This window comes from Fervidicoccus sp., assembly GCF_049967375.1.
Classification (GTDB): Archaea; Thermoproteota; Thermoprotei_A; order Sulfolobales; family Fervidicoccaceae; genus Fervidicoccus; species Fervidicoccus fontis.
This window is the reverse complement of sequence record NZ_JBMFSV010000028.1, coordinates 1-13,175: the sequence shown is the minus strand read 5'-3', so window position 1 is coordinate 13,175 and position 13,175 is coordinate 1. Positions and strand designations below refer to the sequence as shown.

At 35.5% G+C, this 13,175-nt stretch carries 14 protein-coding genes; 7 read left to right on the top strand and 7 right to left on the bottom strand.

What is annotated here, in order from left to right; genetic code table 11:
- Positions 1 to 137: 137 nt before the first annotated feature.
- The 6 genes from ACP5SL_RS05485 to ACP5SL_RS05460 all read right to left on the bottom strand — a co-directional run bounded on the left by ACP5SL_RS05485 (position 138) and on the right by ACP5SL_RS05460 (position 5,054).
- Positions 138 to 1,097, bottom strand: a complete 960-nt coding sequence (locus tag ACP5SL_RS05485; protein ID WP_428228305.1) for an NAD-dependent epimerase/dehydratase family protein — start codon at positions 1,095 to 1,097, stop codon at positions 138 to 140.
- A 17-nt stretch (positions 1,098 to 1,114) separates the two neighbouring features.
- The gene (locus ACP5SL_RS05480) at positions 1,115 to 2,305 is read right to left on the bottom strand and encodes an aminotransferase class I/II-fold pyridoxal phosphate-dependent enzyme (protein ID WP_428228304.1); all 1,191 of its coding nucleotides are present in this window, start codon (positions 2,303 to 2,305) and stop codon (positions 1,115 to 1,117) included.
- A gap of 355 nt (positions 2,306 to 2,660) precedes the next feature.
- Entirely contained in the window at positions 2,661 to 2,963 is a 303-nt protein-coding gene (locus tag ACP5SL_RS05475) for a hypothetical protein (RefSeq protein ID WP_428228303.1), read from the bottom strand.
- A gap of 8 nt (positions 2,964 to 2,971) precedes the next feature.
- Complete coding sequence (locus ACP5SL_RS05470) at positions 2,972 to 3,130, bottom strand: 30S ribosomal protein S30e (RefSeq protein ID WP_148683741.1); 159 nt, start codon at positions 3,128 to 3,130, stop codon at positions 2,972 to 2,974.
- A 56-nt stretch (positions 3,131 to 3,186) separates the two neighbouring features.
- The gene (locus ACP5SL_RS05465) at positions 3,187 to 4,272 is read right to left on the bottom strand and encodes a DUF373 family protein (protein ID WP_014558332.1); all 1,086 of its coding nucleotides are present in this window, start codon (positions 4,270 to 4,272) and stop codon (positions 3,187 to 3,189) included.
- 143 nt (positions 4,273 to 4,415) lie between these two features.
- Entirely contained in the window at positions 4,416 to 5,054 is a 639-nt protein-coding gene (locus ACP5SL_RS05460; protein WP_014558333.1) for an N-glycosylase/DNA lyase, read from the bottom strand.
- 205 nt (positions 5,055 to 5,259) lie between these two features.
- Between ACP5SL_RS05460 and ACP5SL_RS05455 the strand changes: the two genes are divergently transcribed.
- The 7 genes from ACP5SL_RS05455 to gatB all read left to right on the top strand — a co-directional run bounded on the left by ACP5SL_RS05455 (position 5,260) and on the right by gatB (position 12,348).
- Positions 5,260 to 5,517, top strand: coding sequence for a hypothetical protein (locus ACP5SL_RS05455; protein WP_014558334.1), 258 nt, complete (start codon positions 5,260 to 5,262; stop codon positions 5,515 to 5,517).
- A 108-nt stretch (positions 5,518 to 5,625) separates the two neighbouring features.
- On the top strand, positions 5,626 to 7,599 hold the full coding sequence (thrS, locus tag ACP5SL_RS05450; protein WP_428228302.1) for a threonine--tRNA ligase: 1,974 nt from the start codon (positions 5,626 to 5,628) through the stop codon (positions 7,597 to 7,599).
- A complete protein-coding gene (locus ACP5SL_RS05445; protein WP_193803247.1) occupies positions 7,596 to 8,339 on the top strand; it encodes a TatD family hydrolase in 744 nt (247 codons plus the stop codon). The genes thrS and ACP5SL_RS05445 overlap by 4 nt, the downstream gene beginning before the upstream one ends.
- Positions 8,336 to 9,079 carry a metallophosphoesterase family protein gene (locus ACP5SL_RS05440; RefSeq protein WP_428228301.1) on the top strand — a complete coding sequence of 248 codons (744 nt, stop codon included), beginning with the start codon at positions 8,336 to 8,338 and terminating at the stop codon, positions 9,077 to 9,079. Before ACP5SL_RS05445 ends, ACP5SL_RS05440 begins: the two co-directional genes overlap by 4 nt.
- A gap of 73 nt (positions 9,080 to 9,152) precedes the next feature.
- On the top strand, positions 9,153 to 9,443 hold the full coding sequence (locus tag ACP5SL_RS05435) for an Asp-tRNA(Asn)/Glu-tRNA(Gln) amidotransferase subunit GatC (protein ID WP_014558338.1): 291 nt from the start codon (positions 9,153 to 9,155) through the stop codon (positions 9,441 to 9,443).
- Complete coding sequence (locus ACP5SL_RS05430) at positions 9,444 to 10,886, top strand: amidase family protein (protein ID WP_014558339.1); 1,443 nt, start codon at positions 9,444 to 9,446, stop codon at positions 10,884 to 10,886.
- Positions 10,879 to 12,348, top strand: a complete 1,470-nt coding sequence (gatB, locus tag ACP5SL_RS05425; protein WP_148683745.1) for an Asp-tRNA(Asn)/Glu-tRNA(Gln) amidotransferase subunit GatB — start codon at positions 10,879 to 10,881, stop codon at positions 12,346 to 12,348. Before ACP5SL_RS05430 ends, gatB begins: the two co-directional genes overlap by 8 nt.
- Here the strand turns inward: gatB and ACP5SL_RS05420 are convergent.
- Complete coding sequence (locus ACP5SL_RS05420; RefSeq protein ID WP_428228300.1) at positions 12,326 to 13,168, bottom strand: thiamine pyrophosphate-dependent enzyme; 843 nt, start codon at positions 13,166 to 13,168, stop codon at positions 12,326 to 12,328. The genes gatB and ACP5SL_RS05420 overlap by 23 nt on opposite strands.
- Between the last annotated feature and the right edge of the window lie 7 nt (positions 13,169 to 13,175).

The window sequence follows — 13,175 nt, the reverse complement described above, 5'->3', positions numbered from 1 at the left end:
TATATCTACAGATTTTAGAAAATTATATGAAACTCAAAACAGCTTGTCTATGGCAATACTGATTTACCTTTCATTTCTGTGCTATAAAAAATATTAAATAGTTAACATAACTTTTTTTATTATAGTATTGCACTAAATCACTTTATGTTAATGCTTTTTCCTAGCTTTTTTGATATCTTCATTAACATATCCTTTACCATGGATTCAAAGACCCACTCAGGACTCCAACCCCATTCTTTCCTCGCGACATAGTCGTCGATAGTTCTAGGCCAAGAGTCAGCTATTTGTTGCCTATAATCCGGCTTGTATTCTACTTGAAATTCTGGTATATATTTCTTTATTTCTTTTTCAAGCTGTTTTGGCGTAAAGCTAAATGCTGAGACATTATAGCCGACAAATGTTTCCAATTTTGACTTATCTGCATTCATGAGCTGAATTATGGACTTTATTGCATCAGGCATATACATCATAGGAAGCATCGTATCTTCATGAAGATAACAGGTATATTTCTTCCCTTCGATCGCATAGTAAAAGATTTCAACAGCATAATCAGTAGTCCCCCCTCCTGGGAGGGCTTCGCTACTAATTATTCCCGGCCATCTAACTCCTCTTACATCAAGGTCGTATTTGTTGACGTAATATCGTGATAGTAGCTCGCCTGCGTATTTTGTTATTCCATACATGGTTGTGGGCTCTATTATTGTGTGCTGTGGAGTGCTATACTTCGGAGTAGTCGGACCGAACACTGCAATAGAACTCGGCCAAAAGACTCTTGTTCCGTATTTTCTAGCTACTTCAAGTACATTAAAAACTCCCAATAAATTTGTCTTAAAAGCTAGCTGTGGATTTTTTTCACCAGTAGCAGACAATATTGCAGCGAGATTATAAATTTCGTCTACATCATATTTCTTCACTACTGATTCAACTAAGTCTACATTCAAAACATCTATATATTCGCGAGGAGCTTCTAGTTTAATATCAATTTTTTCAGGATAATATCCAGCAATTACATTTTCTGAACCATAAAGCTTTCTAAGTACCGGCACAAGCTCAAAGCCTATTTGTCCGTTAGCTCCTATAACTAAAGCTCTCGTCAATAGAGTATCACCTTAATTTATATTATGCCAAGTTTTTTGCCCCACTTTTCATATGCCGCAAGAGTTTTGTCTAGGTCCTCTCTGGTATGTCCAGCGCTGACTTCATTTCTGGTCCTCTCTGTGCCTCTTGGCACCATCGGATAGACTATTGGCACTACAAATATGCCGTCGTCGAATAAAGCTTTAGCAAGCTCTCTAGCCTTTTTAGTATCTCCAATTATTACGGGAATCATCGGAGTTTCACTCTTTCCCGTGTTGAAGCCTATGGATTGTAGCTCTTTTCTAAAGTAATTTGCATTCTCATGGAGCCTTCTCACTCTTTCCTTTCCTTCTTGGCTCATCACTATTTCTAAAGCTTTGATATTTGCAGCTATAGCACCTGGAGATGGTCCAGTGCTCAAAAGCCAAGATCTGGCTGTATTTCTTACATATTCTATTATCTCTCTGTCTGAACCTACCATTCCTCCCGATGATCCTAGAGCCTTTGAAAAAGTTCCCATATGAATATCAATTTTGTCGTCAACTCCAAAATGAGCAGGAGTTCCTCTTCCTTCACCTAGCACACCTTCTCCATGGGCATCATCAACATAAACTATGGCATTGTATTCTTCAGCAAGCTTAGATATATCTTTGAGAGGAGCAATATCTCCGTCCATAGAAAATACACCATCGGTTATGATTAGTATCTTGTTGTATTTTCCATGAGCTTTGCGAAGTTTATCTTCTAAATCGGCTACATCACAATGATTGTAAACGATTTTTTCTGCTCTAGAAAGCCTAATTCCATCTATTATACTTCCGTGATTAAGCTGATCCGATAAAATGAGGTCTCCAGCTTCTACTAATGTTGGAATCGTTCCTACATTCGTAGCATAGCCTGTCGGAAAGAAAATACCAGCTTCAGTTCTTTTGAATTCTGCTATCTTTTTTTCCAATTCTGACAAAATTTCATGAAAACCAGCTATAGCCCATACCGCACCAGGCCCCCACCCATATTTTTCTATTGCTTCAACGGCTGCTTGCTTCAGCCTTTGATCATTTGCAAGATTGAGGTAATTGTTCGTTGCGAACATAATTACTTCTTTTCCTTCAACAATAGCATGAGGACCTGTAGGTCCCATTAGCTTTTTAATTTCCCAATATTCTCCTCTTTCAAGGAGCTCCTTAAGTCTCTTACCATAAAGGTCTTTTACCCAACCTTTAGCCAAAATCTACCACCAAACATAGTATCTATTTTATTTTATAAAAATTTTTGTATTAGAAATACATATGTTTAAAATTGTGAGCATCACTATATTGGGAAAGTAAAATTCGAAATCTGATGTCTTTTAATTAAAAAACTTGAATTTTTTAACAAGTTAGTTTTTGAAGGGATCAGTGGCTACCATTCAATTCATCCGGTTGCCCGTCTTTAATTATCCCCTACGCTCATCATTTGGATTTGTTGAATTTTTCTTTCGCAACTACTAAAGCTTTGTATCTAAAAATGCTCGAATATATGCGTCATAAATAGATTGATCAAATTATAGCTTAAAAATTCTTCTAGCTAAGATTGGTATTAATTTACGAAATATTACTAGAAAGCTTCTGTCCAACAAAAATTTTCTTTTTATAGTATACAGTAAATTTCCACCAACTATAAAGCCAAAAAACCACAAAAGCTCCAAAAACAACAAATCGAAGGATTACGACTTCTACATTTTCGCTTTGGATATATACAAATATAACTTTCATGAGGAAAGTAATAGCAATAAGTCCAAACCATCCATATGCTAAAATCGGTAAAATTACAAAGACGGATCTAGCGACTTTTTTCGCAGAAAATGACATCCTTCTTTTCTGCCTCGTATTAACAATTACTAACAAAATTTATCTTATCTTCTTGAAGAGCTCAATGTCGGTTTTACTACTCTAACAAAATATTCTATCCTGTTTCTTACAATTGGAGGCTTGTTCTTTCTCCCTTTTGGTTCAATTTTAGGCGTTTGATTTCTGACTTTTCCTGCTTTTGTCAATGAACCGTGACTGGGCATGTTATTTTCACCCTTTTCTTAATTATTTTTTCTAAAAGGGTTTATAATAAATTCGCCTATTTTTGCGAAGGGAAGAACCTCTTTTCTAAATAAGCTATTATTAAAGTTAGTGCACCAGCAATCACAAGACCAACTAGCAGTATTTCTAAAAATCCTGAATCAAATAAAGAACTTCTCAGTATATCTAATGCAGTACCCCCTGGATAAGTTGTTAGATATTGACCTAATCGTAAAAATGCGATAATAAATATCAGTGTTACGATCATCCCTAGCACGTCTCTCCAAATTCTTATGTTTCTTTCTATAATTTTCACAATTCCCTTTCCTATATAAATAGAGAAAATGCTTAATCCAATCAAAGGAGTCGCAGACTGTAGAGCTTCCCCCCAAGACCTTATGTTATATTCGCTATATAATGTGTATCCAAATATAACTGCGCCTGATATCAAGAAAATTGTAGCTATTGTAGAAGAAATAAACATTATAGGACTGCTAGCCCAGAGCTCATAAATTTTGCTTTCTAAATTGAACCCTCTGATTATCATAGCACCTCCGATAAGAAATCCTGCAACCATAACTCCATATTGAATATATCCAAAGAAGTCTAGTATTACAAACGCCAAAATTATTGCACCTGGGAGACCTAGGAAAATCTTCGAAAATCTTGGCTCAAATATTGCTTTTTTTAGATATTTACCAATAAGAATATATGTTTCTTCAACTCCCCTCCATTGTTCGACAACAACTCTTTTTATTGAAATTACTGGGAGAATGGTCTCTATAACTGGCAAAGTAAGCTCGTCTTCGGTCCCATCGCTAACCATTATAATTCCAGTCACTCCAGTCTTCTCCTTTAAGAATTTAACGGCATCTCTGATCTTCATATCAGCTTTTATCGAATCAGTTTCATGTCCTCCGACGACAGCAATTTCAACATCCATTCCTTCGTTTCTGAGCTTTTCATATAATTGAAGAGCGGAAAACATCACGTTTAAATCGCTGTCTTCTGGCGATTTTAGGGCGAACTCTACTGCGATTTTGAAAACATCATCTTTTCCGAAAATTGGCGTACTCTTTCCAGTAACTCTTTCAATGTCGTTATCTCTGTCTACAACCAACAGAAGAACTTTTCCTTTCTCCACTTTCAAGACCTTTGCGAGCTTCCTGTTAGATCAAATTAAGCTAAATAATAAAATAATTATTAGTCTATTTAATATATCTATTTTTAGACAAGACATAAACTTCCCTCAAAAATTAAGATTATAAAAATAATACCGTTATTATTTCATTTTAAAACTTTACCAGTTTCCATATACCATAAATATAAGTCGAGTTCTCCCAAAGACAGTATAGAAGTTGTTGCTATTTTTTCTAAAACTTTTTCTATTTCTTCGTATCTTTTTCTAGTAAGAGTCTTAAATTCCTGTTTCAAAAGCTTATACTTTTTTAATATATCTAATATATGAAAATCGATGATTGCTAAATTGAAAAAGCCTGTATTTCTAAGAAAATGGCTGCTCTCTTTATACCCTATACCATAAATATTGTCAGCCATCCATTTTCTAATCTGTTTTGAACGGTCTTCATCGGAATTCTTCACTAATTCACATATTTTATCCTTGAATTTCCTGGCTTTAACAATATATTCAGCTCTTTTCTCGGGATATCTATGTCCAAGCTCTCTCAGCCTTCTAGCAAGCGCTTCCTCAGAAAGATAAAGAAATCCAATGCCAATTTCTTTCTGTATGAAGATTCCTCTTTCCGCACTAAAGTTCGCTGTAAGTATACAAAAAGAAAGCTCACTAAAAATATCTTCGCAACTCCCCTCTTCTTTTAATTTTCTAAATTCAATTATTCTTCCATTTATCAATTCCCTCAGTTTCTCATCTTTTTTTAATTCGATAACTTTCTCGACTAATTCCAAGATGCTCCTCCATTTAATACTTTGTCATGTTTATCTTCGTTTAAATGAAATTAAATATTTTATAAAGTTAGCAATTATTGCAAAAACTCTAAAAATAAAAAACCATTTAATGTTTTGGGAAATTTTTCTATCTTGGATAGAAAATCTTATATACAATATTAAAAGAGCATAAAATGGATTAAAATATAATAGGAAGTGTTTTAAAATGCAGGAAGAATACTGTAAAGAGCCACCTTGCATACATGTAGTATCTAATGATAGAAAGAAAATTTTTGCAGTGTTTTTTGAAGATAGCGAAGGGGTTATTACTTGGATTGAAAATAGGAAAATGAAAGAAGCACTTCAAAAAATTAGAGAAGCTGAAAGCAAAGGATATAGAGAAGCTACTCAAGACGAATTGGATAATTTAGCTAGGGAAAAGCTGGGAGTTGAGCCTATACCTGAAGAGGAAGAGGAGTGGTAAATATTTTTATGTAAATGAGTTTTTTGGAATTTATTTTAGTCTGAAAAATATATATAGAGAAAATTTTTAAAATAGTAAGCAAGTTAAATAAAAGTAGGTGTAAGATTTTTGGTTGAAATATCAATAATAGATAAAGTCATCAATATTGAAAGCGGTAGAAAAATAGACGTTAATCCTAACAGCAAATTAGGTTCGCCGATTTTTATATATGCAGTAACAAAGGAAAGAAAAAAAGAGGTATTTCCTATTGATTCGGTAGTTAAAGATGATTGGGAAAAGGCCGAAGTAGTCTTTTTCTTCAGCAAAAAAGGATTGGAGGTATTTATGGATACTCTGGGTCATGTTGTTGAAGCTTCATTAAAAACACTATATCCCGATTATAAGCTTGCAGGAATAACAGTTAGGGAAAACGAGGTGAGAATAGACTTCTTTACAAACGGTTCGGAGTTTTCTTCTGAACAGGCAGAAGAGGTAATAAGAAAGGCGGTAGAAATCGCTAAAAATTCAAGAGTTGAAGTAGATGAAATTGAAAGATCTAGAGTAGAAGAAATGCTGAAAAATTCTGGAGAGACATTTTTGCTTGATTTAATGAAGCGTATTGAAAAGCCTAAGTTGATAAAAATAGGAAATATTTTAACAATATGCGAAAACAGCATCCATCTTCCGGACTTATCTATTATAAAGAAAATAGAGGTAACTAATTTAAGTACATCCCATTGGATGGGAAGGGAAGATGCTCCCCTACTGACTAGCATTCACGTGACAGGTTTTCCCAGTGAATTTGATGAGAACCTTTACAGTGCGAGAAAAGAAGAAGCAATGAAAAGAGATCATGTGATGCTAGGGAAAGAAATGGACCTATTTCTAACATCTCCTCTAGTAGGAGCAGGGATTATCTTATGGCCTCCAAATGGAGCGATAATGAAGAGGACCTTGGAGGATTATATCGTAAAGGTACATATGAAAAAAGGATACCAACTAGTATCGACTCCAGTAATATCTTCGGCGGAACTGTTTAAAATAAGTGGGCATCTCTCTCATTACAGGCAGAATATGTTTCTCTTCAATTTAGATGAAAAGGAGCATGCTATAAAGCCGATGAATTGTCCCTTTCACATCATAATCTTCAAGAGGAAAAAATGGAGCTATAAGGAGCTTCCAGTTAGATATTTTGAACTTGGAAATGTACATAGGTATGAGAGAGCAGGAACACTTCACGGCTTAACAAGGGTGAGAGGGTTCACCCAAGACGATGCACACATATTTGCAAGAGAAGATCAGATAGAGGAGGAAATCTCTGGAGTATTAAAGCTGACTAAGGAAATCTATGATACAATGGGACTTAAAGATTACAAATTTATTCTGAGCTTGAGAGATCCTTCTGACAAAGAAAGCTATATGGGAAGCGAGGAGATCTGGCAAAAGGCAGAAGTTGCACTAGAAAATGCCCTTAAAAGCCTTAATGTTCAATATACAAAATCTATTGGAGATGCAGCATTTTATGGTCCAAAAATAGATGTAATATTTACCGATGCCTTAGGAAGGGAATGGCAGTGCGCAACTATTCAGCTTGACTTCAATCTGCCAGAAAGGTTTGATCTCACATATATAGACAAGGACAACAAGGAAAAAAGGCTGGTAATGATACACAGAGCTATTTTGGGAAGCATTGAGAGGTTTATTGGAATACTCCTTGAACAATATGCAGGAAGACTTCCTTTATGGATTTCTCCAATTCAAGTAGCAGTGTTGCCAGTTGAAGAGTCAGATCCTCAGCAGGTCAAAAGGGCAGAGGAGATCAATAACTTTTTGATGCAGAGTGGCATCAGAACTCAACTAATGGTAGAAGGAAGATTGAATGCTAGGCTAAGAGATGCAAGATTGCTTAGAATTCCATTGATTGCAGTAATAGGAAAATCCGAGCTTGAAAATGGAAGTTTGACTGTTTCCTACCTAACTTATGGGGAAGATAGCGATAAGAGATATAAGCCTAAAGAAGAAAAGCTTTCCTTCTCTAGTGAGAAAGAGTTTGTCGAATGGATCAAGAATAAAGTTAGAGAACAGACCGGCGGTGTTCTTTGATTTCTGCGGCAAGCTTTAAATATATTGATGCTCATACTCATGCGTATGAATATGAAGAAAAAAGCCTTTCCAATTATGAAAAAGAATTTCTTTTAATAGCGGTTTCGGATGATGCTGAATCTTCTAAAAGGACAGTAAAGCTGTCAGAAGATTTTAAAGCAGTATATCCTTGTGTAGGTATACATCCATGGAACGTCTCAAGGTCTTCTAGAGAAGACATAAAAACAATAGAAAACATGCTTGAGAATTCTGAATCGCCTTGTCTTGGAGAAGTTGGGCTGGATGCCAGAATGCATCCTGAAACATTTGAGAGACAAAAGGAATTCTTCGCCTCTTTTTTAGATATTGCGAGGGAATATGATGCCATATTGAATATACATGCCTTAGATGCTTGGGAACTTGTCTATGAGCTAATTACTAGAAAAGAAATAAATAGAGCAATATTTCACTGGTATAACGGTCCCATTGAGTTAATGCAAAAAATACAAGAGACAGGATATTATATTTCAATAAACGTTGCATTAAAAATGCAAAAAAAGCATGAAGAAGTGGCTAGAAAAGCTGATTTGAAAAAATTGCTTACGGAGAGCGACGGTCCCTACATATACAAAGGCACACTCCTTAAAACAGAAATGATTCCTGAAGCGATTAAATACCTTGCGGAAATCAAAGGTGTTGGGGAAAACTACCTTAGAGAAAAAATATATGAAAACTTTTTTGACCTGGTGAAAAAAATTTGAAGTTGTTTTTCACAAGTGATATTCACCTGCCATTGTTTAAAAACGAGTTTTCTCTCTCTATAGAAAGGTTATGCAATAGAGAGGAAGAATTTGAGGTTGCAATGTTTGCAGGAGATATTATAGATAGGGGCAAAATTCAACATTTCAGCGATTTTTTCTCTATAATTAAAAAGTGTAAGTTTAAAAAAATTATTTCGATTTTTGGAAATGATGAATATGAAGAAGAAAGGGAAAAGGTCAAAAAAGAATATAGCTGGGTTATTTGGCTTGATGATGAAAATGTACAATTAAATATAGAAAATTACACTGTAACGGTATTGGGGACTACTGGTGTTTTAGACGTGCCTACTAAATGGCAATATAAAAATATTCCGAACATAAGAGAAAAATATGAAAGAAGACTTGTGCTTATTGAAAAATTCCTAAAAACTGAAAGGAGAGAAAGAGAATTAAAAATACTATTAACGCACTATCCGCCCACTTTTAAGACATTGCAAGGTGAACTTCCATTTCTCTGGCCTCAAATGGGCTCAGAAAGGGCTGAAAGACTTATTAAAGATTTAGATACTCTAGATTACGTTATCCACGGTCACGCTCATAATGGAAAAATATTAGATACTGAAATAGGAAACACTCGGGTTTTCAATGTAGCTTTTCCGGCGAGGAAAAATATCTTTATATTAGAAATTGCTAAGAAGGTTTTGTTAACGGACTTTTTTTCTAAGAAATCTTCCAGCTAAATCTTTTTATTTTGAAAAAATTTTATTTTATAACTAGTTTTTATAAAATAAATCTATATATGATGTGATTAAAATGGAAAAAGAAAACGATATCAATAGAGAAATAATCAACCATCTTTCTTTTCTTTCAAGAATAAAGCTTGATGAAGATGAAGTGGAAAAAATGATTGAAGATTTGAAAATGATAAAATCTTACATCGATGAAGTTCTTTCAATTGAAGTGGAGGATGAGGGCGAAATTTATCTCACCACTGGAAGGCTTAGAGAAGACGAGGTTACAAATCAAATGATAAATCCAGCAGATTTCATTAAACCAGAATTTATTGAAGATGGTTATGTAAAAGGTCCAAAAGTTTCTAAATAGGTGACTTTTACGAAGAAAGAGACAAAAGTAATTGAACAGGTGCAAATGATCAAAGAAGGTACGCTCGATCCTGAGAAGCCATTTGAAGATGCTGTTGAACAAGCTATAAAAAATGATCCTAAGTACAATATTTTCATAACGCTCACTTCTAATGAAGATAAAAGCATTTTTAAGAAAGGAAAACTGTCAGGAATACCTATAGCAGTAAAAGATAACATTTCCACTAAAGGGATAAGGACAACTTGTGCTAGCAAGATCTTAGAAGATTATGTACCAGGATATTCTGCTACCGTAGTCGAGAGGATAGAAGCAGAGGGGGGCATAATTTTTGGAAAGACGAATATGGATGAATTTGCTATGGGAGCTCTTGGAACGACCAGCGCTTTTGGACCGACCTTAAACAACTTAAATATCGAACTTTCACCCGGCGGAAGTAGTTCGGGAAGTGCTGTAGCAGTTTCCTCAGGAACAGTTAAGCTTGCTTTGGGTAGCGATACAGGAGGAAGTATAAGGTTACCTGCGGCGTGGACTGGTATCTATGGTTTTAAGCCAACTTATGGTTTTGTTAGCAGATATGGACTTATATCTTATGCGGACAGCATGGATCAGATTGGACCTTTGGCTACCAACATTTCAGACTTAATTCTGCTTTTTTCAATAATTTCGGGGTCTGATGAAAGGGATCCTACCAGTCAATTTCCAGGAATAAATAAAGAAAAAATGCTTAAGTTAGCATATTCCGAAGCAGATGTCGATATCTTAAAAAAGCTAAAGCTTATTGTGATAAAAAACTTAATTGAACATCCTCAGGCCGATGAAGGACTTATAAATGAGTTCTGGAAAGATTTAAAAATGCTTGAAAGTTATGGTGCGTCTATCGAATTAATAGATGAGCCTCTGATATTGAAAATACCGCAGATTTATTATATAATTGCATTCTCTGAAGCAAGCAGTAACTTGGCAAGATTTGATGGACTTAGATATGGGAAAAGAATTTCGAATGTAGAAAAAAATGACTACGATTCTTTTTATATGGAAAACAGAACTCTTTTTGGGTGGGAAGTGAAAAGGAGAATCCTTCTTGGAACATTTATATTAAGCAAGGGATACTATGAAACTTATTACGTTAAGGCTCTAAAGGCAAGAACTTATTTAAGAAAGAGAATAGATAGAATTCTTAACGAAGAAACTAAGTTCATAGTAACACCAGGTAGCCTGATAAGACCCCTTCCACTAAAGTATGATGCAAGAGATCTTTCTAAGCTGAATGCAGTCGATGCTCCTCTTATGCTTGCTAACTTGATCGGCTCACCTGCCATTGTCATCCCTACGGGTTTTTCTCAGAGCTCTCCAAAATCCTTACAACTCATTGGGAGAGTTTGGAGTGACTATACACTTCTATCAATAGCTAAGGCTATAGAATTGGTGATGAAGCATGAGTAAAAATGATGTAATGATCGGATTAGAAATACATGTCCAGATGACTAGCTTAAAGACTAAGCTCTTCTGCGGTTGCAGTTCGGACTACAGAAATAGTCCTCCAAATACGAATGTATGTCCAGTATGTCTTGGGCTTCCTGGCTCACTTCCAATGATTAATAAAAAAGCAGTTGAAAAGGCCATCCAGGTTGCAATAGCGCTTAACATGGAGATATCTAAAACATTATCATGGACGAGGAAGCATTACTTCTACCCAGATCTCCCTAAAAATTACCAGATTACACAGTATGACGGAAAAGGCGTATCTACAATTGCTAAAAATGGGTATGTGAGTTATACGGTAAATGGTAACAGCTATGTTGCGAGGATAAGGAGAATTAATATCGAAGAAGATCCCGGAAAGATCCTCTATCCCTCTGGCTCAATGATTACAAGTGATTATATTCTAATTGATTACAATAGAAGTGGTATAGCTTTGCTAGAGATCGTTACCGAGCCTGACTTCAAAACACATCAGCAGGTTTCTTCTTTTCTCAAGAAGCTTAGAAGCATACTTGAGCATTTAGGAATAGCTGATTTCAGTCTCGAAGGATCGATGAGAGTTGATGTCAATATTAGTATAGGCGGGGGAAAAAGAGTTGAACTGAAAAACATTAGTAGCATAGCAGAAATTGAAAATGCTATAGTATATGAAATAACGAGACAAAGAACTTTGCTCAATTTGGGCAGAGAAGTTGAAATGGAAACAAGGCACTGGGATCAGGAGAGAAAAGTGACATTTGCAACTAGGGCAAAAGAAACTGAAGAGGATTACAGATATTTCCCTGATCCAAACTTGCCATCAATTGAGATAAGCGAAGAATTGGTAAAGAAAATAAGAGAAAGCCTGCCAGAGCTTCCAGACAAAAGGAAGGAGAGATTCATAAAAGACTACAAATTAAGCGAATATATCGCCAGTGTTCTTGTTTCAGATAAAAAGCTATCAGATTACTTTGAAGAGGTCATGAAATCGACTTCTATTGATACGCAAAAAGCCGCGTCTTTTATCGTAAACGATGTCTTGGGATGGATCCCGTCAGGAGATACAAATGAGTTAAATAAATACATTCCGCCGCAGAAAATAGCTGAGCTGCTAGAAATGCTGAGGGAAGGTAAAATTACAATAAAAATGGCAAAGGAATTGATACCAGAACTTATAAATGGAAAAAGCCTGAAGGGAGCAGTTGAAGAAAAGGGATGGTTTGAAGTTATCTATTCTGAAGAAGAAATTCTAAAGGTTATAGAATCTATTATGAATGAATACCCAGAAGCGGTAAAAGACAGCATTAAAGATAAAAAGGCAGTACAATTTTTAGTAGGAAAAGTTTTGGAGGCTACTAATAAAAGAGCAGATCCAAAAAAAGTATATGATCTGATATGCAAAAAAATTGAAAAAATAAGCTCTAAGCTTCAAGAGGACCTATAACTTCTCTCCCAACTTTTTTGTTAACTTCTTCGACTTTTTTGTTAACTTGTTCTTGTATATATGATATTTCAACATCATTGAGATGAGCATATCTTCCTTGCATCTTCAGATACTCTTTAACAGGTTTCCTCTTTTTAACTGGAATCGTTACGTCTAGCTTCCCATTGTCATATTCATAGTTTATCCATATAGCAGTTTCTGTAGCAAGTCTTGCGATGGTTATTCCATATTTCGGATCAAATCTCCACCCAGTGGTGCATGGCATTAATACATGCACAAAGGAAGGTCCTTCCTGTTCAAGTCCTTTTTTGAATTTATTCATCATATCGACTGTATATGCGGGGTTTGCTACCGCTGCGTACTTCACTCCATGCGAAATAACTATATCAAAGATGTCTTTTTTATTTCTCCACTCTCCTCTTATTCTTTTAGTTACTGGAGTTGTCGTTGTCCAAGCTCCAAATGGAGTTCCACCGCTTCTCTGAACACCAGTATTCATATATGCTTCGTTATCATACAATACATACATTACTTTATGACCTCTTTCAAGCATGCCAGATAATGCTTGAAAGCCTATATCAAATGTTCCTCCATCGCCAGCGACGGCAATAATGTTAATTTCTTCATTCGGATCAAGCATGCCCTTCATCTTCATTGCCTTTATTGCGCTCTCTACTCCTGATGCAACCGCACCTGTGTTTTCAAACGCTACATGTATCCAAGGCACTTTCCAAGCAGTATATGGAAATGAAGTTGTTGAGACTTCGAGACATCCTGTTGCATTGACTATAATTGTGTTTTTGCCCGCAACTTTTAACAAATGTCAA

Bases quoted from the DNA above. Each gene is read 5' to 3' on its own strand.
- ACP5SL_RS05455 (WP_014558334.1), top strand. From the start codon at position 5,260: ATGCAGGAAGAATACTGTAAAGAGCCACCTTGCATACATGTAGTATCT.
- ACP5SL_RS05470 (WP_148683741.1), bottom strand. From the start codon at position 3,130: ATGCCCAGTCACGGTTCATTGACAAAAGCAGGAAAAGTCAGAAATCAA.
- gatB (WP_148683745.1), top strand. From the start codon at position 10,879: ATGAGTAAAAATGATGTAATGATCGGATTAGAAATACATGTCCAGATG.
- ACP5SL_RS05435 (WP_014558338.1), top strand. From the start codon at position 9,153: ATGGAAAAAGAAAACGATATCAATAGAGAAATAATCAACCATCTTTCT.